This is a genomic window from Achromobacter anxifer, assembly GCF_903652925.1.
GTDB classification, from domain to species: Bacteria; Pseudomonadota; Gammaproteobacteria; order Burkholderiales; family Burkholderiaceae_B; genus Achromobacter; species Achromobacter anxifer.
In genome coordinates this window covers 64,259-86,335 of the sequence record NZ_CAHLAR010000014.1, presented here as the reverse complement: position 1 = coordinate 86,335, position 22,077 = coordinate 64,259, and the positions used below count along the sequence as shown (strand labels likewise).

General features: G+C 66.6%; 21 protein-coding genes. 19 read left to right on the top strand and 2 right to left on the bottom strand.

Translation table 11 applies throughout. From position 1 onward, the window contains the following. Window positions 1–113 precede the first annotated feature (113 nt). The 4 genes from ectB (at window position 114) to HWY37_RS30605 (ending at window position 3,763) form a co-directional block, all read left to right on the top strand. Window positions 114–1,421, top strand: coding sequence for a diaminobutyrate--2-oxoglutarate transaminase (gene ectB, locus HWY37_RS30620; protein ID WP_175207443.1), 1,308 nt, complete (start codon window positions 114–116; stop codon window positions 1,419–1,421). Further along, window positions 1,418–1,822: an ectoine synthase gene (locus tag HWY37_RS30615; protein WP_175207442.1), complete on the top strand. Its 405-nt coding sequence runs from the start codon at window positions 1,418–1,420 to the stop codon at window positions 1,820–1,822. Before ectB ends, HWY37_RS30615 begins: the two co-directional genes overlap by 4 nt. A 30-nt stretch (window positions 1,823–1,852) precedes the next feature. Beyond that, window positions 1,853–2,779 (top strand): ectoine hydroxylase, encoded by a 927-nt coding sequence (thpD, locus tag HWY37_RS30610; protein ID WP_175207441.1) that lies wholly within the window; start codon window positions 1,853–1,855, stop codon window positions 2,777–2,779. Between the two features lie 111 nt (window positions 2,780–2,890). Then, entirely contained in the window at window positions 2,891–3,763 is an 873-nt protein-coding gene (locus HWY37_RS30605) for an MOSC domain-containing protein (RefSeq protein WP_176090535.1), read from the top strand. Between the two features lie 24 nt (window positions 3,764–3,787). On the opposite strand, the gene sugE is transcribed toward HWY37_RS30605, so the two are convergent. Next, window positions 3,788–4,105: a quaternary ammonium compound efflux SMR transporter SugE gene (gene sugE, locus HWY37_RS30600; RefSeq protein WP_013392803.1), complete on the bottom strand. Its 318-nt coding sequence runs from the start codon at window positions 4,103–4,105 to the stop codon at window positions 3,788–3,790. A gap of 209 nt (window positions 4,106–4,314) precedes the next feature. Here sugE and panD point away from each other — a divergent pair, with 209 nt between their 5' ends. The 14 genes from panD (at window position 4,315) to HWY37_RS30530 (ending at window position 20,711) form a co-directional block, all read left to right on the top strand. Continuing rightward, window positions 4,315–4,683, top strand: a complete 369-nt coding sequence (gene panD, locus HWY37_RS30595; protein ID WP_062681977.1) for an aspartate 1-decarboxylase — start codon at window positions 4,315–4,317, stop codon at window positions 4,681–4,683. A 76-nt stretch (window positions 4,684–4,759) separates the two neighbouring features. Beyond that, window positions 4,760–5,806, top strand: a complete 1,047-nt coding sequence (locus HWY37_RS30590) for a CDP-6-deoxy-delta-3,4-glucoseen reductase (RefSeq protein WP_175207439.1) — start codon at window positions 4,760–4,762, stop codon at window positions 5,804–5,806. A gap of 187 nt (window positions 5,807–5,993) precedes the next feature. Continuing rightward, on the top strand, window positions 5,994–7,250 hold the full coding sequence (locus HWY37_RS30585) for a D-amino acid dehydrogenase (protein ID WP_175207438.1): 1,257 nt from the start codon (window positions 5,994–5,996) through the stop codon (window positions 7,248–7,250). 4 nt (window positions 7,251–7,254) lie between these two features. Continuing rightward, entirely contained in the window at window positions 7,255–8,595 is a 1,341-nt protein-coding gene (locus tag HWY37_RS30580; protein WP_175207437.1) for an extracellular solute-binding protein, read from the top strand. A gap of 184 nt (window positions 8,596–8,779) precedes the next feature. Further along, window positions 8,780–9,706 (top strand): TrbG/VirB9 family P-type conjugative transfer protein, encoded by a 927-nt coding sequence (locus HWY37_RS30575; RefSeq protein WP_175207436.1) that lies wholly within the window; start codon window positions 8,780–8,782, stop codon window positions 9,704–9,706. Further along, window positions 9,703–11,289, top strand: coding sequence for a hypothetical protein (locus HWY37_RS30570; protein ID WP_175207435.1), 1,587 nt, complete (start codon window positions 9,703–9,705; stop codon window positions 11,287–11,289). The genes HWY37_RS30575 and HWY37_RS30570 overlap by 4 nt, the downstream gene beginning before the upstream one ends. Before the next feature lie 2 nt (window positions 11,290–11,291). Continuing rightward, window positions 11,292–12,629: a hypothetical protein gene (locus HWY37_RS30565; RefSeq protein WP_246302450.1), complete on the top strand. Its 1,338-nt coding sequence runs from the start codon at window positions 11,292–11,294 to the stop codon at window positions 12,627–12,629. Then, window positions 12,616–13,143: a hypothetical protein gene (locus tag HWY37_RS30560; RefSeq protein WP_176090534.1), complete on the top strand. Its 528-nt coding sequence runs from the start codon at window positions 12,616–12,618 to the stop codon at window positions 13,141–13,143. Before HWY37_RS30565 ends, HWY37_RS30560 begins: the two co-directional genes overlap by 14 nt. After that, on the top strand, window positions 13,140–14,861 hold the full coding sequence (locus HWY37_RS30555) for an ATPase, T2SS/T4P/T4SS family (protein WP_176090533.1): 1,722 nt from the start codon (window positions 13,140–13,142) through the stop codon (window positions 14,859–14,861). The genes HWY37_RS30560 and HWY37_RS30555 overlap by 4 nt, the downstream gene beginning before the upstream one ends. After that, complete coding sequence (locus HWY37_RS30550) at window positions 14,854–15,987, top strand: general secretion pathway protein (RefSeq protein WP_176090532.1); 1,134 nt, start codon at window positions 14,854–14,856, stop codon at window positions 15,985–15,987. The genes HWY37_RS30555 and HWY37_RS30550 overlap by 8 nt, the downstream gene beginning before the upstream one ends. 61 nt (window positions 15,988–16,048) lie before the next feature. Further along, a complete protein-coding gene (locus HWY37_RS30545) occupies window positions 16,049–16,669 on the top strand; it encodes a type 4 pilus major pilin (RefSeq protein WP_175207431.1) in 621 nt (206 codons plus the stop codon). 17 nt (window positions 16,670–16,686) lie between these two features. Continuing rightward, window positions 16,687–17,736 (top strand): prepilin, encoded by a 1,050-nt coding sequence (locus HWY37_RS30540; RefSeq protein ID WP_175207457.1) that lies wholly within the window; start codon window positions 16,687–16,689, stop codon window positions 17,734–17,736. 81 nt (window positions 17,737–17,817) lie between these two features. Then, window positions 17,818–20,442 carry an alanine--tRNA ligase gene (gene alaS, locus HWY37_RS30535; RefSeq protein WP_175207430.1) on the top strand — a complete coding sequence of 875 codons (2,625 nt, stop codon included), beginning with the start codon at window positions 17,818–17,820 and terminating at the stop codon, window positions 20,440–20,442. After that, complete coding sequence (locus HWY37_RS30530) at window positions 20,442–20,711, top strand: sulfurtransferase TusA family protein (protein WP_175207429.1); 270 nt, start codon at window positions 20,442–20,444, stop codon at window positions 20,709–20,711. Before alaS ends, HWY37_RS30530 begins: the two co-directional genes overlap by 1 nt. A 71-nt stretch (window positions 20,712–20,782) precedes the next feature. Here the strand turns inward: HWY37_RS30530 and HWY37_RS30525 are convergent, their stop codons facing one another. Continuing rightward, window positions 20,783–21,364, bottom strand: coding sequence for a hypothetical protein (locus tag HWY37_RS30525; protein WP_175207428.1), 582 nt, complete (start codon window positions 21,362–21,364; stop codon window positions 20,783–20,785). Window positions 21,365–21,785: 421 nt separating this feature from the next. Here HWY37_RS30525 and rpsP point away from each other — a divergent pair, with 421 nt between their 5' ends. Next, window positions 21,786–22,046 carry a 30S ribosomal protein S16 gene (gene rpsP / locus HWY37_RS30520; RefSeq protein WP_175207427.1) on the top strand — a complete coding sequence of 87 codons (261 nt, stop codon included), beginning with the start codon at window positions 21,786–21,788 and terminating at the stop codon, window positions 22,044–22,046. Window positions 22,047–22,077 lie beyond the last annotated feature (31 nt).

The following is a 22,077-nucleotide window of genomic DNA, read 5'->3' as shown; positions in this document are numbered from 1 at the left end:
AAGCCCAGCGGTCTTATCGAATACCGGGATGGTTGGCCGATCCGGAAGCGCAAGCGCTCCCGGAGGGGTTCTGGCCGTCCGTCCACTTATGAGATGAAAAGGGAGGATTAATCATGGACTTGAAAATCTTTGACCGGATGGAGTCGGAGGTACGGGGCTACATCCGGTCGTTCCCCGTGATATTCAGCCAGGCCAGGGGCTCGACCCTGATCGATGAGGACGGCACCGAATACATCGATTTCTTCAGCGGCGCCGGCACGCTGAACTATGGCCACAACAATCCTGTTCTCAAGGAAAAGCTGCTGGAGTACGTCCAGTCGGACGGCGTGGTGCACGGCCTGGATATGGCCACCAGCGCGAAGAAGCGTTTCCTGGAGACGGTGGACCGCGTGCTGCTCAAGCCGCGCAACTGGCAATACACCTTGCAGTTCACCGGCCCGACGGGCACCAACGCCGTTGAAGCCGCGCTGAAGATCGCGCGCCAGGTGAAGGGGCGTCCCAACGTCATCTCGTTCACCCACGGCTTTCATGGCGTGAGCGGCGGCTCGCTGGCGGTGACCGCCAACATGAAGTTCCGCGACGCTTCCGGCTATGCGCTGGGCAACACCACCTTCATGCCCTACGACGGATACTTTGGTCCGGACGTGGACACCATGGCCTACCTGGAACGCATGCTGGAGGATCCCAGCAGCGGCATGGACAAGCCTGCCGCCGTCATCGTGGAAACGGTGCAGGGCGAGGGCGGTGTCAACGTGGCGACGCTGCGCTGGCTGAAGGAACTGGAAAAGCTGTGCAAGCGTCACGACATGCTGCTGATCGTGGACGACATCCAGGTCGGCTGCGGCCGCACCGGCACCTTCTTCAGCTTCGAAGCCGCCGGCATCCGCCCCGACATCATCACCCTGTCGAAATCGCTGTCCGGCTTCGGCCTGCCGATGTCGCTGGTGCTGATGAAGCCGGAACTGGACATCTGGAAACCCGGCGCCCACAGCGGCACCTTCCGCGGCAACAACCTGGCTTTCGTCACGGCGGCCCAGGCCCTGGAAACCTATTGGGCCAACACGGCCTTCACCGCCGAGATCCAGCGCAAGGAACGCCAGGTGCGCGACTGGCTGGAAAACCTGGTGCACAGCTATCCCAACGCCGGCCTGTCGGTGCGCGGCCGCGGCCTGATCCAGGGGCTGGTCTGCAATGCCACGCCGGCCCTGGCCAACCGCATCGCGCAGAGCGCCTTCAAGAAGGGCGTGGTGATCGAGACTTCCGGCGCGCACGATGAGGTGCTGAAGCTGCTGCCCGCCCTGACCATCGAGGAAGAGCTGCTGGGCAAGGGCCTGGAAGTGATCGAGGCCAGCGTCGCGGAAGCGCTCGCTGAAGAGGGGCAGTCCGCCCGCATCCTGAAATTTGGAGGAAAACGTCAATGATCGTACGCAATGTCAAAGATGTGATCGGCACTGCCGACGAAGTCCGCACCGACACCTGGGTCAGCCGCCGCGTGCTGCTGAAGAAGGACGGCATGGGCTTCTCCTTTCACGAGACCACCATCTTTCCGGGCGGCCGCACCCACATCCACTACAAGAACCATCTTGAGGCGGTGTGGTGCATCGAAGGCGACGGTTCCATCGAGACCATCGCCGACGGCAAGAAGTACGAACTGGGACCCGGCGTGGTCTACGCCCTGAACGAACACGACGAGCATTGGTTGTGCGGCGGCAAGGAGCCGCTGCGCGTCATCTGCGTCTTCAACCCGCCGCTGACCGGCCAGGAAGTGCATGACAAAGAAGGCGTCTACGCCTTGCCTGAGACCGAGGCCCAGGCGGCCTGAGAGACAAACCTGAGATACAAGGAGGTTCGCATGATCTCACCTGCACAGGATCCGTACGCCTCCCGTACGGATCGAAGTTCCGCCATCATTGCCCGCCAGGATCCGGTGGTCTATGAAAATGGCCAGTACGCCAGCGCGCTGGATGCCGGTCAGGTCGAGCAATACGAGCGCGACGGCTTCATCCTGCTGGAAAACCTGTTCTCGGATGACGAGATCCGCGCGCTGTCCGGCGAGGTCGAGCGCATGACGCGCGACCCGTCGATCGTTCGCCGCGAAGAAGCCATCACCGAGCCGGGCAGCAATGCGGTGCGCTCCATCTTCATGGTGCACGTGCTCAATCCCGTCCTGGCGCGCCTGATGCGCGATCCCCGCCTGGTCAACGTGGCGCGGCAGATCCTCGGGTCCGAGGTGTACATCCACCAGTCGCGCGCCAACATGAAGCCTGGCTTCAAGGGCAAGGAGTTCTACTGGCACTCCGACTTCGAGACCTGGCATGTCGAAGACGGCATGCCGGCGATGCGCGCGCTCAGCTGCTCGGTGCTGCTGACCGACAACAACGAGTGCAACGGCCCCTTGATGCTGGTGCCCGGATCGCATCGCCAGTTCATCTCGTGCGTGGGCGAAACGCCCAATGACCACTACAAGCAGTCGCTGAAGAAACAGGAATACGGCGTGCCGGATCCGGTCAGCTTGCAGCTGCTGGTGGAGCAGGGCGGCATCCGCACCATGACGGCCAAGGCCGGTTCCGTGGTGTTCTTCGACTGCAACACGATGCACGGTTCCAACAGCAATATCTCGCCGTGGCCGCGCGCCAATGTGTTTACCGTCTACAACAGCATGGAGAACACCTTGAACCCGCCCAAGTACGGGCTGACGCCGCGTCCCGAGCACATCGCGACGCGCAAGGGGTTCAAGGCGGTGACGCCGCTGGACGCCCTGAAGCTGGTCGGCGGCTGAGCCCGCCGCGCCCATGCAAAAGCCCAGGCATCGCCTGGGCTTTTTTTCGCGGGTCTCTGCTGGGTCTCTGCTATCCTCTGCGCACTTCGCCATGTTGAAACCCAGGTTGCCATGTCCGCCCGCATACTCAGCTTGCATATCTATCCGATCAAATCCTGCGCGGGCATAGACCTGGGCGAATCGCCCATCGACCGCGCGGGCCTGGCCCATGACCGCCGCTGGATGCTGATCGACGCCGACGGCAAGTTCATGACGCAGCGGCAATGGCCCGCCATGGCCCTGATCCGCACCGCGCTCACCGCGGACACGCTGCGCCTGTCCGCGCCCGGCATGCCCGATCTTGATATTGAGCTGGACGGCTCGGGACTGGAACCGGGGGCCGAGTCCGTGGCCGTCTGGAGCGACACCACCTCCGGCCAGCGCGAAAGCGCGGCGGCCGGGCAGTGGTTCTCCGATTTCCTGAAGACGCCGTGCCGCCTGTACAAGGTGGATGCGTCCGCGCAACGCAACGCCAAGCCCGACTGGGTGTCGCGCTGGGTGGATGCGCATCCCGACCTGGCGGAGCCGTTCGCCGGACAGCACTGCTTCGGTTTTGCCGACGGCTTTCCGCTGCTGGTGGCCAACCAGGCCTCGCTGGACGATCTGAATGCCCGGCTGCAGGCCAAGGGCGTGGCGCCGGTGCCGATGGACCGCTTCCGGCCCAATATCGTGGTCGAGGGCGAATGGGAGGCCTTCGAGGAAGACCATACCGCCATGATCACGGCGGCGGGCGTCAGGATGGCGTTCGTCAAGCCCTGTACCCGCTGCTCGATCCCCGACATCGATCAGCGCACCGCCCGGCGGTACGACGAGCCCGGCCGCACGCTGGCGGGCTACCGCAATCTGGAGATCGGCGTGGTGTTTGGCCAGAACGCCATCCTGGATGCGCCCGCAGGGGCGCGCCTGAAGGTTGGCGACGAGGTCGAGATAGAACTGGACTTCTGATCCGCGGGCCCCGCCGCCGGGGCCTCAGGCCGAGGACAGCTTCAGGCCGACCAGGCCGAGCACGATGAGGGCCACGCTGGCGATGCGCATCCAGCTGGTCGATTCACCGAACAGCACGATGCCGGCCACGAAGGCGCCGATCGTGCCGATGCCCACCCAGACCGCATAGGCCGTGCCCAGAGGCAGCGATTTCATCGCCACCGCCAGCAGCCAGACGCTGATGGCCATGCCGCCGGCGGTGATCGCCGATGGCCAGAAGCGGGTGAATCCGTGGGTGTATTTCAGGCCTACGGCCCAGACGATTTCGAACAGGCCTGCGAGAACCAGGATGATCCAGGTCATGACGGCTCCTATGCTTGCGTTGCCGGCCAGTCGCCGGCAATAGGGGCCGTCCCCGGAAAAAGCACGACGGCCCCGTGGCCGCGCGCGGCAGCGGGCCGTCCCGCTGCGGCAAAAATTATAGAATACCGGCTTCTGACGGCAAAACCGGGTGCCGGGCATCAACTCTAGCAACACTTCGCGTTCCGGGCCGCGAAACCAGGATATTCATCATGCAACGCATCATGCTGCGGGCAAAGCTCCACCGCGTCACGGTCACCGAAGCCGACCTTCATTACGAAGGATCTTGTGGCATCGACGAGGACCTGCTGGACGCTGCCGGCATGCGCGAGTTCGAACGCATCGAACTCTACAACGTCACCAACGGCGAACGCTTCGACACCTACATCATCAAGGCGGCCCGCGGCAGCGGCGCCATTTCCTTGAACGGCGCCGCCGCGCGCCGCGCCCAGGTCGGCGATCTGCTGATCATCTGCACTTACGGTCCCATGTCCGAAGCCGACTCGGCCGCGCACAAGCCGCAGGTGGTCCTGGTGGACGACGCCAACCGCGTCAAGGAAATCCGCAAGTTCCCGGCCTGAGGCCGGGCCGGGCGGGGCGCTTCCCCGGCCACGCCGGCCGGCGCGGCGCTCCGTCAACCCTGAACCGTTTCATCCCATGAGCTTCCAGGTCATCATCCAACCCAGCCAGCACCAATTTCCGGCCGAACCCGGCCAGACGGTGCTTGACGCCGCGCTGGCCGCGGGCATCGTCCTGCCTTACAGCTGCCGCAATGGCGCCTGCTCCACCTGCAAGGGCCGGGTGGTGTCCGGGGAGTTCAACGCGGGGCAATACCCCGCGCAGATTCTCTCGCCCGAGGAACTGGCAAACGGCTACACGCTGTTCTGCCAGGCCCGGCCCGAATCCGACATGGTGGTCGAATCCACCGAAGTCCGGCTCGCCAGCGACATCCAGATCCGCAAGCTGCCGTCGCGCGTGCAGGCGCTGGAGCGCGTGGCGCCTGACGTCACCGTGATCAAGCTGCAATTGCCCGCGTCCGAGCAGTTCCGCTACTACGCCGGCCAGTACATCGAAGTCATCCTGAAGGACGGCCGCCGGCGCAGCTATTCGATGGCCGGAGCGCCGCACACCGGCAGCCCGCTGGAACTGCATATCCGTCATATGCCGGGCGGCGTGTTCACCGACCACGTGTTCGGCGCCGGCGACACGCAGATGAAAGAGCGCGAGATCCTGCGCCTGGAAGGGCCGTTCGGCTCCTTCTTCCTGCGCGAAGACAGCGACAAGCCAGTCGTGCTGCTGGCCAGCGGCACCGGCTTCGCGCCGGTCAAGGCCATCGTCGAGCACATGATCCACAAGGGCATCAACCGTCCCGTCGCGCTGTACTGGGGCGGCCGCCGCCCGCGCGACCTCTACATGGACTCGCTGGCGCAATCGTGGGCGGGCCAGTTGCCCGATTTCCGCTACGTGCCCGTGATTTCCAACGCTCTGCAGGAAGACGGCTGGAGCGGGCGCACCGGCTTCGTCCATGAAGCCGTGATGCAGGACATCGCGGATATGTCGGGCCATCAGGTCTATGCCTGTGGCACGCCGCTGATGGTGGATGCCGCCAGGCGCGAATTCAGCGCCCAGAACGGGCTGCCGCCGGAAGAATTCTATGCGGACGCCTTCACGTCCGAGGCCGACCTGGCCAAGGCCGCGCCTTAGCCTTGAGTAACAGGGCATGAACGCAATGGGGGGGAAGGCGCGGGCCTGGAAAGGTTTGTGACTTCCGCCCCTTTTTTACCCGTAGGCGCGGGCAAATCGCCGGGGTAAACTGCCGTGGCAGCAGCTTGCCATGGCGCGCGGACATCGGGTCCGCGAACCGAGCTGGCACGCAAGGAGCAATGCGGGCATGAAAGTAGCGGTATTGGGTAGCGGCATCATTGGAATCTCCAGCGCCTGGTGGCTGAACCAGGCCGGCCATGACGTCGTGGTCATAGATCGCTGCACCGGTCCCGCCCAGGAAACCAGCCTGGCCAACGGCGCCCAGATATCGGTGTCCTACGCCGAACCCTGGGCCAATCCGCAAGCGCCGCTCAAGCTGCTCAAATGGATGTTCCAGGACAACGCTCCGCTGCTGTTCCGGCCGCAACTGGATTGGCGGCAATGGATGTGGGGCCTGGCCTTCCTGCGCGAATGCATGCCCGGCCGCCTTGCTCCCAATATCCGCGCCATGGTCCGCATGGCCGAATACAGCCGCGCCACCCTGCGCGGCATGCGCGCCGAGCTCGGCATCGAATACGACCACCTCGAGCGCGGCATCCTGAATTTCTACCGTGACCCGCACGAATTCGAGAATTCGCAGCGGGCCGCGGGCCTCATGCGCGATTTCGGCGTGGAACGCCGCGTGGTTTCCGCGGACGAGGTCATCACGATCGAGCCCGCCCTGGCGCCGCACCGCCAGACCATCGTCGGAGGCGACTACACGCCCGAGGACGAAAGCGGCGACGTGCACCTGTTCACCGCGGCCCTGGCCGAGCGCTGCGCCCGGGCCGGCGTCGAATTCCGCTACAGCACCCGCGCCACGCGCCTGCTGACCGCGGGCGGCACGGTGCAGGGCGTGGAAATCATCGAACCCGACGGCCGCTACGGCACGGTGTCGGCGGACGCCTACGTCGTGGCGATGGGCAGTTTCAGTCCCTACCTGCTGCGTCCGCTGGGCATTCCCTGCAATGTCTATCCGGCCAAGGGCTATTCGGCCACGTTCCCGGTGATCAATCCGCAGGCCACGCCCACGGTCAGCCTGACCGACAGCAGCCACAAGGTCGTTTTCTCGCGTCTGGGAGACCGCCTGCGCATGGCGGGGACCGCGGAGCTGTCGGGCTATTCGCGCAGCTTGAACACCGGACGTTGCGAAGCCATGACCCGCCTGGCGCGCGAACTTTTCCCCGATGCGCTCGATTTCGAGCGCGTCAGCTACTGGTCGGGCCTGCGCCCGTCCACTCCTTCTAACGTGCCCATCATCGGCCGCAGCCGTATCCCCAACCTGTACATCAACACAGGACACGGTACGCTGGGCTGGACGATGGGCGTTGGCTCGGGCCGGGCACTGGCCGATCTGCTCAGCGGCAGACGGCCGGAACCGGAATTCCCTTTTCTTGGTCTGTGAACCTATGAAGAATCTGCAATTGACGGGCATTGCCCGCGCGATGTTCGCCAGCCGGCGCGCATGGTTGTTCGGCGCCGCCATGGCGATGGCCGGTGCGGCGAATGCCGCCGCGGTCGAGATCCAGGTCTGGCACACGCTGACCGACGCAAACAAGGCCGAGTTCGAAAAGCTCGCCAAGCAATACAACAAGGAGCAGGACCAGGTCAGCGTGACGCTGCGCGCCTTCCCTACGTCCAGCGCGCTGGAACAGGAAGCCGTTGCGGCGGTCAAGGCCAAGAAGGCCCCGAACCTGCTGCAGCTGACGGACAACCATTCGCCTGAAGTCGTCGCCCAGCACAAGGCTGTGCTGCCGATGTACGAACTGCTGGCCAAGTATCCGATCAAGGACCTGAACTGGTTCGTGCCGGCAACCAGCAGCTTCACGCGCGACAGCAAGGGCCGCCTGCTGGCCTTCCCCTGGATGGCCGAAGTGCCGGTGATGTTCTACAACACCGCCGCCTACAAGAAGGCCGGCCTCGATCCCAACAAGCCCGCCCGCACCTGGACCGGCCTGCAGGCCGAGCTGCTGAAGCTGCGCGACGTGGCCGACATCGATTGCCCGTACGCTTCCAGCGACCAGGTCACCGTCCACCTGGAAAACCTGGCGCCGATCAACAACCAGCAATTCACCAGCAACAACAACGGGCTGGACGCGGTCACCAAGAAGTCGGCCGCCGCGGCCATGCAGTTCGACACGCTCTACATGCGCCACATCTCGCTGATGGTGAGCTGGAAGCGTTCGCTGCTGTTCACGGCGCATTCGGCCGACAACGCCAGCGACAAGCTGTTCGCCAAGGGTGAATGTTCGGTGCTGACCGCCAATAGCGGTGCGTTCGGCCAGTTCATCAACACCAAGTCCTTGTCCTTCGGCGTGGCGCCGCTGCCTTACTACGACCAGGTCACCAACGATGGCGGCAAGCCGTTCGTGAGCGGCTCGGCGCTGTGGGCGCTGGGCGGCCATCCCCAGGCCGAGGATAAGGCTACCGCGCAGTTCCTGGCCTGGCTGTCCAAGCCGGTCATCGCGGCGGAATGGCACCAGCGCACCGGTTACCTGCCGTTGACGGAAGCGGCGTTCCGCGCCTCGGACGTGTCGTTCTATAACCGCATCCCGGGCATCCAGGCGCTGATCACCTCCATGCGCGCCCAGCCCAACGCGAACAGCCGCGGTTTCCGCATGGCCAACTACGACCGCATCGAGCCGGTGCTGAACCAGCAGCTCAACGATGCCTTCGAAGGCAAGGTGCCGCCGGTCGCAGCGCTGAACAACGCTGCCTCGCAGGCGCGCAGCATCGCCGCACAACGCTGATAGGCCAGGGCGCAGACGCGCTCCAGCCTGCAAAACCCGGTCCGCGGACCGGGTTTTTTTTTGTCCCGTCGCGGCAGGATCAAACCATCCCTGCGTACATGCCAGTCTGGCGACGCGCTGGCCGCTCAGCCACCATGCCTCTCACGCGTATCGCTTCCGGTGCGCCTTTTGCTTGCGGTGAGGCATGGTTCGATTCTTCTTCCTGGCGGCAGGGCTGTCCTGCCTGGGGGCCTGCTCCGGGCCTGGCAAAGGCTCGGCCCAGTCTGCGTGGTCGGCCTCGCGGCAGGCTTCGCCAAGCTTCCGCTTCGACTGGCAATTGTCGGGCGATCCCGCAGTGGCGCCCATGCAGGTGTTCGACGACGGCAAGGAGACCTGGTTGCAGTTCGCGCCAGGCCAGATGCTGCCCGCGATTTTCGGCGTGGGCAGCGATGGCGAACGCGCCTTGCCATATGTCAGGCGGGACCCCTATGTCGTGCTGGCTGGCGGATGGAACGGGCTGCTGTTCCGCGGCGGGCGGCTGACGGCAAGGGCGCAGCGCTTGCAGGCAGTGGCGGAGGCGGACGGCGCGCAGGCGCTCGACGCGCGCTCCAAGCCCGCGCGGGCAATCGGTGCGGGATCCCTGTCCGGCGCGGCAATCGACGCCGGTTCCCAGTCCGAGCCGGCCATTCTCGCCGCTTCCAGATCTGGCGCGGCGTCAGGCACGGTCCTGCGGCAGACGGCGGATTCCGCCGAGGTTGCGACGTCGTCCAGGGGCGGCGGCGCGTCTGCCAGCATGGCAGCGTCCACGGCTGCGCCGCCGCAGCCCGCATCGCAGCCCGTCTATCGGGCTGCTCCCCCGGATGCCACGCTGCGCGCGGTCCTGGCGCGCTGGGCGGGCCTGGCGGGCTGGACCTTCCAGCCGCAACATTGGGCCGTGGACGTGGACATCCCCCTGTCGGCAACGGCCGAGTTCGGCGGGGATTTCAAGGCGGCCGTGCGCGGATTGCTGGGCGCCACCGAGCTCGCCGAAAAGCCCTTGCAACCATGCTTCTACGGCAACCGGGTGCTGCGCGTCGTGCCGCTGGCGCAATCCTGCATGCGCGCGGCGCCATCGGGAGGGACCGCGGCATGACGCGCCATCTGTTCATCTGCGTCGCGGTCTCCGGGGTGCTGGGCGGTTGCGCCGTATCGCAGCAGGTCACTGACCAGCGCCGCGCCGCGGGCGAACGCCATGCGAAGGTTGCAGCCAGCCACCAGGCGTTCGCCGATGGCTTGTCAGACCGCGCCGCGCGCGTGGCGGCGCAGGAGGTCGCCGCGCCATGGCTCGCCGGCAAGCCCCAGCCCCTGGCGCGCGAAGTCCTGCTGCCGCCGGCCTTGCGCGAGAACCTGCGAACCACCTTGATGCTGGCGGACGACGCCGACCTGCCCGCCGTGGCGCAGCGCCTGACGGCCGCGACCGGCATCGCGGTGCGGGTACAGCCCGACGCCTTGCTGCCGCTGGAACTGTTTCTGCCCCGGCTGGCGGCCAACGGCGCCTTGTCCGTGCCGGCGCCGGCCAGCCTGGAGATCCGCGCCGACGGCCAGCCTCTGGCGGATCTGCTGGACGCGCTTGCGGCCCGCTTTTCGGTGCATTGGCGCTATGAGCACAATGCGCTCGAGTTCTACCGCACCGAAACCCGTGTGTTCGATTTGCGGGCGCTATCGCTTGCCAGCAAGGTGGATGTTCGCCTCGGACGCCAGGGCAACGCAGAGGGCGAGGGTTTTGAAAGCACGTCCAGCACGTCGCTGTCGGCGGGGCAGCACGACGCGCTGGCGATCCTGCGCGCCAATATCGCGCCGTTCCTGACCCGTTCCGGCGTGGTGGCCGACGCAGTGGAGGGCGCCACCTCGATCGTCATCACGGATACGCCCGAGGCGCTGGAGCGCGTTGCCCGCTATCTCGAACGCGAAAACAGGGCGCTGACCCGCCGGGTCCGGCTGGTGGTCGAGGAAATCACGGTCGTCGCGCACGACGCCTCGTCCGGCGGCATAGACTGGAACATCGTCTACGCCGCCGCCGGAGCGACGGCCCGGCTGGCGCTGCCTGGCGCCGCGGCAGGCGGCAGCAGCCTGGAAACTGCCATGGGACGGGGGCCATTCCAGGGCACGCAAGCCATCGTCTCCGCGCTCAGCACCATGGGGGCCGTCGTGCGGCACAACAAGGTCCCAGTCCTGACCTTGAACCGCCGCCCCGTCACCCACGCGGTCAGAACCACATTCACCTACATCGACCGGGTGCAGAGCACCGCGGTCCCCGGCGTCACGGCGGGAGGCGCCAACGGCTCGCTGCCCGCGGTATCCATCAGCCAGAAGGAAGAAACCGTCGGCTCGTTCCTGACGCTGCTGCCGGATATCCAGGAGGACGGCCAGATCCTGTTGTCTCTCGCCTATGACAACGCTGTGGCGCAACCTTTGAAGACCATCACGTTCGGGGAACGCGGCAATCAGGTCCAGGTCCAGCAAGTCACCATCGACGGCAACGGCACGGTGCAGCAGTTAGAACTGCGTCCCGGCCAGCCCATCATCGTTTCCGGTTTCGACCGCATCCAGGACCAGCATGACCGCCAGCGGCTCGCGCCCGGATTGCCGCTGCTCACGGGCGGCCAGGACAGTGTCGCGTCGGAGCGCACGACGACCCTGATGCTGGTGACGGCGCAGGTCGAGGAAGGGTACTAGGCATGGAACGGCTGCCGCAGGCCTTGCTGCTCGAACTGCCCGGCGCCGGGCGCACGCTGGCATTCGGCTTGCGCTGGTTCGCGCTGATCGGCTCCAACGTGCCGGCCTTGGCGCGCTCGCGCGGACGCCGATTGCGGGCCAGCCACTATGTCGTCGGCGGGGCGCCGGCGGCGGTGGCCGGCTTTGGCCGCTTGCGCTCCTCGTGGCGCCGCGCGCCGCGCGCGGGCCGCAGGCAGACGCACTTCCTGGCTGCCGCCCAGTTGTACGCCTTGCTGTATCCGGAAGGCGGCCACAGCCTGATCCGGCTGCCGGATGGCGGTCACTGGCTGGTGGCCGCGCAGCGCGGTACCGTGCTGTCGCAAACGGACCGCGTGTTCGCGTCGCTGGATGACGCCCTGCGAGAACAGGCGCATTTGCGCGCGCAATGGCCGGCATTGCCTGCGCAAGATGCCGACGAAGCCTGGGCCGCCCTGTTGCAGGGCGCGGAATCCGCAGCCCGGCTGGTCGCGCTGCCTACGCGTTGGGGCGAGCTGCCGCTGGCATTCCGGCTGTTCCTGGTCTGCTTGGGGTTGGCCGCGGTTGCGCCAACGCTGTGGAACACCGTGGTGACATCGCTGTCAGGACGCCAAGCGCCGGCGCAGGCCGGCGACGCGGACCTGCCGCAACAGCAGGATCCCTATCTGGTCTTGCTGCGAAACACCGCGACGCATGCGCCGTCCGAGTTGACGCGCCTGCTCGCAAGCCTGGGCATGCTGCCCATACAGGTGCGTGGATGGGCGCTCGGCCGTGCACGCTGCCTGGCCGGGGATCAGGCTTGGACTTGCTCCGCGTCCTACGTCAGGGCGCACCCTCTTGCGGCCAACGACGTGTTGCATGCGTTGCTGCCGCCAGGTTGGCAGCTGTCGTTCCAGCCTCTTGAGGAAGCCACCTTGTCCTGGCGCGTGGAGTCCAGGCAGGAGCGGTTGGCCGATGTGTCGCTGCCCGCTGCCTTGCAGGTCGATACCGTGCAGGTCGCGGCTTTGCAGCGCATGCGTCCCGCGTTCGCTTCCATCTCGCTCGCGGCGGCCGTGCCGCTGACGTTGCCTCCCCCTCCGTTGCCTTCCGCGCCGGTCCCGCCCGTGGCCAATCAGGCCGCGGTCGCGTATCCCGCGCGCCCGGCCATACGCCGCCGGTCCATCATCCTGCGCGGACCGCTGCGTTCGTTCGCGCTATTGCCCGGCGCGATCCATGCGGCCAGATGGGCCCGCCTGTCGCTGGACATCCAACCGCAACCGCGGCCCAGCCTCGCGGCAAGCACGCTGGTCGCCGAATTACAGGGAGAACTCTATGAGCACGAATAGGCCCGGCGCCGTACGCCGGGAATCCTCGGGCAGGCTCGTCCTGGGCCTGGCCTTATGCGCGGCGCTGATTCCGGCGGCCCGCAGCCAGCTTGCCGCGCAGTCCTCCGTGGAGCCGCCGCTTGCCCCGCCACCCACCGCGGAGCCCCGGGCATGGCCTGAGGCCGAAACCGTCCGCACCTTGCTGCGCGCGGATGCCGCAGCCGCCCTGGCGGACTGCCGCGTTCCGGGCCTGTGCCAGCCGGCAACCGAGGCCGGAGTTGCCAAGCAGCCTTCCGCGCGGGCTTCGGACGATATCCGCGTAGTGGCCATATTCGGCTCGACCCGGCGCCTGAGCGTCGACCTCGCCGTCAATGGCGCGGTGCTGCGCTACCGGGCTGGGCGCGGCGAACCCGTGGCGGGGACCGTGGCGGCGCACTCCTATCAGCTGCTGGCCATCGACGACGCTTGCGTGCGCCTGCGCCGGGACGACGTCGAGCGCACGGCCTGCCTCGACGCAGGGAAGGCGCAGCCATGACCAAGCCTGTCTTGTTGCCCGTCCCGGCGGCGTGGCGCGCGCCCGAACTGCGCACGCCCGAAGACGTCGCCCACCTGCAACCCGCCGTCGCCCGGGCCTTGGGGCGCGACTTCGACCTCGCCGCGCTGGCGGGCAGGCTGTGTCCCGTGCTGCTCGAAAGCGGCGAGGTCGCCGTGTTCGCGGTGCAGGACTACACGCTGGGGGACCAGATCGACGAGGTCGAACGCATGGTGAAGGCGCAGGGATACCGCTTGGCGCAGGTGCCGCGCTATCAGTTGCCGGCGCCCTTGCTGCTGATGATCGCGCGAGGCCAATGGGTCGCGCCCCGGCTGGAGCGGCGCGGCCGCGAGCGCCAGGAAGAGCGCGCCTCGGCCCTGGCCGCGTTGTTCCTGGACATCGTGCGCTGGGGCGTGGCGCAGGGGGCGAGCGACGTGCACATCAACGTCAACCGGCGGCGCGCAGCCTGCGACATCCGCTACACCATAGGCGGCGAATATGTTGGCGCCGGACGCTTCACCGGTCTGTCCAACGCAACATTGCTGGAAGTCCTGGCGGTGGCCTGGATGGATGTCAGGGGCGGCAACGGCGCGGTGTTCGACCCGGCGCTGGAACAGCAGGGGCGCATCGCGCTAGACGTAGACGGCGCGCCCATCGTGCTGCGCTGGGCGTCCTTGGCGACCGACGCCGGGCCTTCCGTCTGCCTGCGCATCTTGCGGCTGGACGCAAGCGCCGATGCCGACCTGATCGCGCTGGGCTATCTGCCCGCGCAGGTTGAAACGCTGATGCGGGCGCGTGAACGCGAGGGCGGCGCCATCGTGCTGGCGGGGGTGGTCGGTTCCGGCAAGTCGACCACCATCGCGACGCTGATGCGCGGCATCGCGCCCAGCCGCAAGATCATCACGCTGGAGGACCCGGTCGAATACGTCATCGACAATGCCTTGCAGAACACGCTGGGCGGTGCGCTGGCCGAGTCGGCCTGGCCGGCGTTCGACGCCAAGCTCAAGACCATCAAGCGCTCCGCGATGAACGATCTGCTCATCGGCGAAATCCGGGACGTCGATACCGGACGCGCGTTCATGGACCTGGCCGGCTCGGGCGTCAGCCTGTACACCACGACCCACGCCGCCAGCGCCGTGTTGATTCCCGAACGCCTGGCGTCCGACGCGATCGGCGTGTCGCGCGATTTCCTGGCGACGCCCGGCGTCCTCAAGCTGCTCGTCTACCAGACCCTGTTGCCGCGCCTGTGCCCGCATTGCGCCTTGCCTGCCGACAGTCTGTGGTCCGGACGAGCAAAGGCCCAGACGGAGGTCGATTGGCAAGCCTGGTTGCGGCGGATGGAGCAGGAGTACCTGCTGGAAACTGCCACGCTCAAGGTCAGGAATGCGGCTGGGTGCCCCGCTTGCCGGCGGCCGCAACTGCCGGAACTGAATGGAACGGCGGGCCGCAGTGTCGCGGCCGAGATGGTGGAGCCTGAAAGCGCGGACGGCTTCCTGGAGCGGGTGCGCGCGCGTGACAACGTCATGCTGAAGCAGCAGTCCCAGGCGGCTGGTCCGGGGGGCTGGCGCAGCGAGGCCGCGCGCGGCGCGCAGGCGCTGGATTGCGCGCTGTACAAGGTCAGCCGCGGAGAGATCGATCCGCGCTCCTTGCTGCGCCGCTTCGATCTGCCGGCGGCGTTGCCAGGGCGGGGCGCCGGGCTAGGCGAGGGCACTCATGGCTGAGCCGGCTTTGTGGGAGTCGTCCTGGCGCGGATCCGGCGGCCGTGCGCTGCTGCGCCTGGATGCTTGGCGCTTTCGCCGGGGGCGCGCTGACTATTACGAATATCTGGCGGATTTGGTCGAAGGGACCCAAGGGCGCAAGAACCTGCGCGACGTCTTTGAGGACGACGCGCGGCGCTACGGACCCGATACCGTTCGCGGCCGCTTGTCCAGGCACTGGGCGGATGCCTATCTGGAGGCCGGCGGCGATCTGGGCGCGGCCTGGTCGGACACCTTGCCATCCAGCGAATGCCTGCTGTTGGTCTGCGTGCAGGAAGAGGGCGGCGATTTGCCGGCGGCGCTGCGCGACCTGGCGCGCGCCGTGCGCCTGGCCGGGGACGCGTGGCTGGCGCTGGTTTCGGCGGCCGCCGCGGGCGTGGCCGCCGCCGCCGTGGCCTTTGCCTTGCTGTGCGCGATTCCCTATTTCAGCGTGCCGCGTTTGCAGCAGGTGTTCCAGGCGGTACCCGCGGAAGACTATGGCCGGTTGACCCGCGCCCTGTTTGCGCTGGCGCAGGGGCTGCGGCAGTGGCTTGTCTTATGGCTGGTGCTGTTGCTGGGGCTGGCCTGGCTGAGCCTGTGGTCGCTGCCGCAGTACACCGGTGCGCTGCGGGCGCGGCTCGACCGCTGGCTGCTGTGGCGGCTCCACCGGGATTTCCAGGCCATCCGATTTCTTGCCCTGCTGGCTGTGCTGGTCAGGCAGCACGGCGCGGCCGATACCCGCTTGCGGCGCGCCCTGGCCGTGCAGGCGCGGCATGCCGCTCCATGGCTGCACGGGCATCTGCTGGACATGCTGGGCCGGATCGACGCTGGCCAGACAGGGCCCGATATCTTCGGCACCGGCCTGCTCGACCAGGATACCTGGTGGTACATGGCCGACATGATGGACGCCCTGGGCATGGAGGCGGGACTTGCGCAGGTGCGCCAGCGCATCGAGCTGAGCCTGCTGGCGCGGGTGCGGCGTCAGGCGTCCGCATTGCGCTGGTCCCTGTTGCTTGCGTCCGTGGCGGCCGTGCTGGGCATAACGCTGTGGCATTACGGCGCGATCGACGAATTGCGCCAGGGCCTGACCAATTTCTATGCCAGCCAATAGGGTGGCGCCGTGCGTGCGGCGCAACTCCGCGCGCACGCTTCATTTCACGAGGAAAGCAATCATGCTCCATGTCCACGCATACCCATCCCGCGCAGCCTGGCAGCGGGGTTTTTCGTTGATGGAAGTGTCCATCGTCACCGCCATCGTCTTGCTGATCGCGATCGTCGGCATACCGGCGATAGGCGCTTACGTGATCGAAAACAAAGTGCCCAAGGTGGGCGAGGAATTGCAGCGCTTCATCGCCAGCATGAAGACCAATGCGCAGGGCGGCGGGGTTACGCCCTATGCCGGCCTGGACACAGGCGCCATGGCCAACGCCTTGCGCGAGTCCAGCGTCCTGGCCATCCAGGGTTCAGGAAACGCGGCCAGCGTCGCCCATGGGTTGGGCGGCAGCGGCGTGGGCGGCAATGGCGTGGTGCAGGTGGCCGCGACGTCGTTCGGCAGCGCGGGGCAGGGCTCGGCGTTTTCCATCACGCTGACCAACGTCAGCCATGCCGCCTGCCCGGCGCTGGCTTCGGTGCTGCAACGGATGTCCGAAACCATTTCGATCGGGGGAGGGGGAGGCGGCCTCAGGGTCGTGAAGGATGCGTTCGCGACGCCCAGCGTGCCTTATCGGGCGGCCCAGGCCCAGGCCCAATGCAACTCGGGCGACGTCAATACCTTCGTGTTCGTCGCAAAATGAACCGGCCGGGGCGTTTCATGATGGCATCGCTGCGAACATTTCTTGCTCGACCAGGGCAGCACGGGTACACCTTGCCGGGCCTGACGGTGGCGCTGGCCTTGAGCGCCATGACCGCGATCTGGGCATCCGGCCAGATGGTGCAGCGGATCGAAGACGCCGCGGCGCGTTCGACGGGGGTGTGGCTGACCCAGATCCGCCTGGCGGTGGTTGAGGTGCTGGCGCGCCATTCCGCCATCCTCGCCACGGGGGAGGCGCCGCGCGGCGAGGACGGCGTTCTGCTGTTCGCGGACCCTCTTGCGCCCGCCGTGGGCGAGTTGCGTGGCCTGGGGCTGCTGCCCGCCGATTTTCCCGATCGTTCCGCCATGGGCTTCTCCGCGCAGATCCGGATCGTCCGCTCGCCTGCATGTCCGGGCGAACGCTGTCGCATGGACGGGCTGGTGTATAGCTCCACGCCGCTGATGAAAAAAGGGACGCAATCTGTAGACCTGACCGGGATCGCAGCCGTCATCGATGCCGCTGGCGGCTATGGCGGAGCGGTATGGCCGACGGCGCCAAGCCTGGCGCGCGGCGCGGCGTTCAGTTTCACCAATCCCCTTGCGCCGGGCGGGACAGCCTATGCGCCGGGTACGCTCGCCTTGTGGGCCGGAGCCGGCGCCGCGGCGCCGGACATGGACCGCTACGTCAAGATCCGGGACACGCGGGATCCGCAACTGCAGGGCGAGCTGACAGTCGCGTCTTCGGCGCAGGTCGGTTCATATCTCAGCGTGGGCGCCCGCGCAGGCGCGGGGCAGCCCTGCGGCCTGGCCAACGGCGCCATGGCTACTTCGGAGCAGGGAGAACTGTTGACATGCCAGTCCCAGGTCTGGGGGCCGGCAAGCGGCGGCTTCGGCGGGGCATATAGCCTGAACTCTCCCCTGGGTTGTTACCATTACAGCGGAATATCCACGGCGAATCCCCGTACTGGCGCTTGCTCGTGCCCCGCCGGATACGCGGCCGTGATCGTCTCGGCAGGCGGTAAATGGACCGAGACGGAAGGCTGGACAACCGGCTACGTCTGCGTCCGCTGAAGCCGCGGCGGGGTCTCCTTCCCCGGGGGGGGCGCCAACCCTCTATAATCAAAAATTCGCCTAAATTCTGCTTCATCCACGATGAAATCCTCCGAGATTCGCCAGCAGTTTCTGCAATTCTTCAAGTCCAAGGGACACACCATTGTTCCTTCGTCGTCGCTCGTCCCCGGCAACGACCCGACCCTGCTCTTCACCAATTCGGGCATGGTCCAGTTCAAGGACGTCTTCACGGGCAAGGAATCGCGGTCCTATACGCGTGCCACTTCGTCGCAGCGCAGCGTGCGCGCCGGCGGCAAGCACAACGACCTGGAGAACGTGGGCTACACCGCCCGTCACCACACGTTCTTCGAAATGCTGGGCAACTTCAGCTTCGGCGACTATTTCAAGCGCGACGCCATCCAGTACGCCTGGGAACTGCTGACGCAGGTCTATAAGCTGCCCGCCGAGAAGCTCTGGGTCACGGTGTACCAGGAAGACGACGAGGCCTACGACATCTGGGCCAAGGAAGTCGGGGTGCCGGCCGAGCGCATCATCCGCATCGGCGACAACAAGGGCGCGCGCTACGCCTCGGACAACTTCTGGCAGATGGCAGACACCGGTCCTTGCGGCCCGTGCTCGGAAATCTTCTATGACCACGGTCCCGAAATCTGGGGCGGCCCCCCGGGATCGCCGGAAGAAGACGGCGACCGCTACATCGAGATCTGGAACCTGGTGTTCATGCAGTTCGAGCGCGACGCCGCCGGCAACATGCCGCGCCTGCCGCGTCCCTGTGTCGATACCGGCATGGGCCTGGAACGCATCGCCGCCGTGCTGCAGGGCGTGCATTCCAACTACGAAATCGATCTGTTCCAGCACCTGATCGCCGCCGCCGCGCGCGAGACCGGCATCAAGAACCTGGAAGACAACTCGCTCAAGGTCATCGCCGACCACATCCGCGCCTGCTCGTTCCTGATTGTGGACGGCGTGATTCCCAGCAACGAAGGCCGTGGCTATGTGCTGCGCCGCATCGTGCGCCGCGCCTTGCGTCATGGCTACAAGCTGGGCCAGACCAAGCCGTTCTTCCACCGCCTGGTGCCGGACCTGGTCGCCGAAATGGGCGAAGCCTATCCGGAACTGGCGGCCACGGCCGAGCGCGTCGCCCAGGTGCTCAAGCAGGAAGAAGAGCGCTTCGGCGAAACGCTGGAACACGGCATGCGCATCCTGGACTCCGCCTTGGCCAATGTGCCCAAGGGCGGCCAGCTGGACGGCACGACCCTGTTCACTCTGTACGACACATACGGCTTCCCCGTGGACCTCACGGCCGACATCTGCCGCGAACGCGAAGTGGACGTGGACATGGCCGGCTTCGAAGTCGCCATGGAGCGCCAGCGCGACCAGGCGCGTGCCGCCGGCAAGTTCAAGATGGCGGAAGGCCTGAGCTACGAAGGCGCCGACACGCGCTTTGAAGGTTACGAAAAGCTGGAGCTGGATGGCGTCAAGGTCACGGCTCTGTACGTCGATGGCACGCAGGTCCAGCAGGTCAAGGCTGGCCAGAGCGCGGTCGTCGTGCTGGACGCTACCCCGTTTTACGCGGAGTCGGGCGGCCAGGTCGGCGATACCGGCCTGCTGGAAGCCGATGGCGTGCGTTTCGCCGTGGCCGACACCCTGAAGATCCAGGCCGGCGTTTTCGGCCACCACGGCGAGCTGGAATCCGGCACGCTGTCCGTCGGCGATACGCTGTTGGCGCGCGTGGACGCGGTCCGCCGCGCCCGCACGGTGCGCAACCACTCCGCCACCCACCTCATGCACAAGGCCCTGCGCCAGGTGCTGGGCGCGCACGTGCAGCAGCGCGGCTCGCTGGTGGATCCCGACAAGACCCGCTTCGACTTCGCCCAGGATGCGCCGCTGACGGCCGAGCAGATCGCTCGCGTCGAGGCCATCGTCAATGCAGAGATCCTGGCCAACCAGCCCACGGTGGCGCAGGTCATGGGCTATGACGATGCGGTCAAGGGCGGCGCCATGGCGCTGTTCGGCGAAAAATACGGCGATACGGTCCGCGTGCTCGACATCGGCTTCTCGCGCGAACTCTGCGGCGGCACGCACGTCAGCCGCACGGGTGACATCGGTCTGTTCAAGATCGTGTCCGAAGGCGGCGTGGCCGCGGGCGTGCGCCGCGTCGAAGCCATTACCGGCGACAACGCGCTGGCCTGGGTGCAGAACCAGAACGCCTTGCTGACCCAGGTCGCGGGCATGCTGCGCACCACGCCGGCGGACCTGCCGGCGCGTATCGCGCAGGTGCAGGAGCAGGTCAAGATCCTCGAGAAGGATCTGGAGCAGTCACGCAACAAGCTTGCCGCCAGCGCCGGCAATGACCTGGCGACCAGCGCCGCGGTCGAGGTCAAGGGCATCAAGGTCCTGGCCGCCAGCATTGGCGACGTGGATCCCAAGGCCTTGCGCGGCATGGTCGACAACCTGAAGGACCGCCTGAAGCCTGCAGTCGTGCTGCTGGCCACGGGTTCGGCCGACGGCAAGATCAGCGTGGTGGGCGGCGTCACCGCCGACCTGACCGGCCGCGTCAAGGCCGGCGACCTGGTCGGTTTCGTCGCTGCCCAGGTGGGCGGCAAGGGCGGCGGCCGTCCCGACATGGCCATGGGGGGCGGCACCGACCTGGCAGCCTTGCCTGCGGCGATTGCCAGCGTGCAGAAGTGGGTGGACGAGCGTCTGTGATGAGTGGCGCGGATACCAGCCTTGAGGGTGGCGCCCAGGCGCCGTCCTTCGAGCAGGAGGTCGATGCCAGCGGCCTGACCTGCCCCTTGCCTATCCTGCGCGCCAAGAAGGCATTGGCGCAGATGGCCAGCGGCGAGGTGCTACGCGTCATCACCACGGATCGCAACGCGATCCGCGACTTCCAGGCTTTCTCCCGCCAGACCGGCAACGTGCTGGTCGCGCAACAAGAAGTCGACGGCCGCGGGGTGCATTTCCTGCGGCGGCGCTGACCGGTCCACCGGCCGCGCCGAAATGCAAAAGGCCCGCCTATGGCGGGCCTTTTGCATTGCCGGGCCGTCGCTTATTTGTGGATGGCGGCTGCGACTGCCTGGGTGATGGTGAAATCCACCAGATCGCCTTCCTTCAGTTGCTGGAGCCGGGCCTGCAGCGCCGGATCCTGTACCTGGATGGTGCGCATGCCGCCTTGCGGACCCTTCAAGGTAACCAGGTTGGCGCTCTTGTTGATGTGCCAGATCTCGGCGGTGATCGTGGTCTGGCGCCCGGCAGCACCGGCAGGCATGGCGCCCTTGGCGCTGCGGGTGGCGGTGGATTCGGTCTTGACTTCGGGAGCGCCGGATCCGGCCGGGCGCACATCGATCGCCACCGACTCGTAATAGTCCAGCGTCAGCGTGTCGCCGGGCTTGATCTGCTGGAAGTTGCGGATATCGGGGCCGGCCTGGACGTTCACCGTATTGCCGTTTTCACCCTGCAACGTGATGGTCCGGGTGGCCGGATCCACAGCGGTGACCTTGCCGGTGGCGGTCGTCAGCGCGGCGCCGACGACGCGGGCCGATGCCGCAAGTGGCATGGCCAGTGTGCCCGCCAGCAAGCCTGCCAGGGCCAGGCGCGCAACAGGGGCGAAGACTGATTTCTGGTTCTTCATGGTGGTACACCCTCCGGTTAGAGGAAGTTGGGGGAAATACGCAGGAAAAAGGGGGCTGCAACGAGCGGTGTGGCCGCCGTCAGGGAGATGGCTTGAAACGGGCTGGGTGACGGCGCCGTGGGAAGGCGGTCGGGAGGATCGAAGCGCGGGGTCTTGCGTAGGTCGACATAAAACCGATCTCCTCAATCGGGTTTTTTCTTCACACGCACTGAGTTCTGACGCACTAAGACGGGCACAAGAACGGCTGGGCGGCTACACTTTGGGGTGCGGCGGGCCCCGGCCCGGATTTGTAGAATACCCGGATGTGGTGTTTTAGGATACAAATCACGCCGCTACGCATGATTCAGCACTCCGATTTGCCAGCAGGCTCGTTTAAGTGCTAGAATTTCCCGTTTTTCACAACTAATTCAAGGGATTACCTATGGTGGTGATTCGCCTGGCCCGCGGTGGGTCCAAGAAGCGTCCGTTTTACAACCTGGTGGCCACCGATTCGCGTAACCGTCGCGACGGCCGTTTCATCGAGCGCGTGGGTTTCTACAACCCCGTAGCTACCGAGGGCACGGAAAGCCTGCGCATTGCGCTGGATCGCGTGCAACACTGGACCAGCAACGGCGCCCAACTGTCGCCCGCTGTCGAGCGTCTGGTCAAAGACTACTCGGCCAAGGTTTCCGCCGCGGCTTAATTGCCCGCGTCGTAGCCTGGCCCTGAGCTTT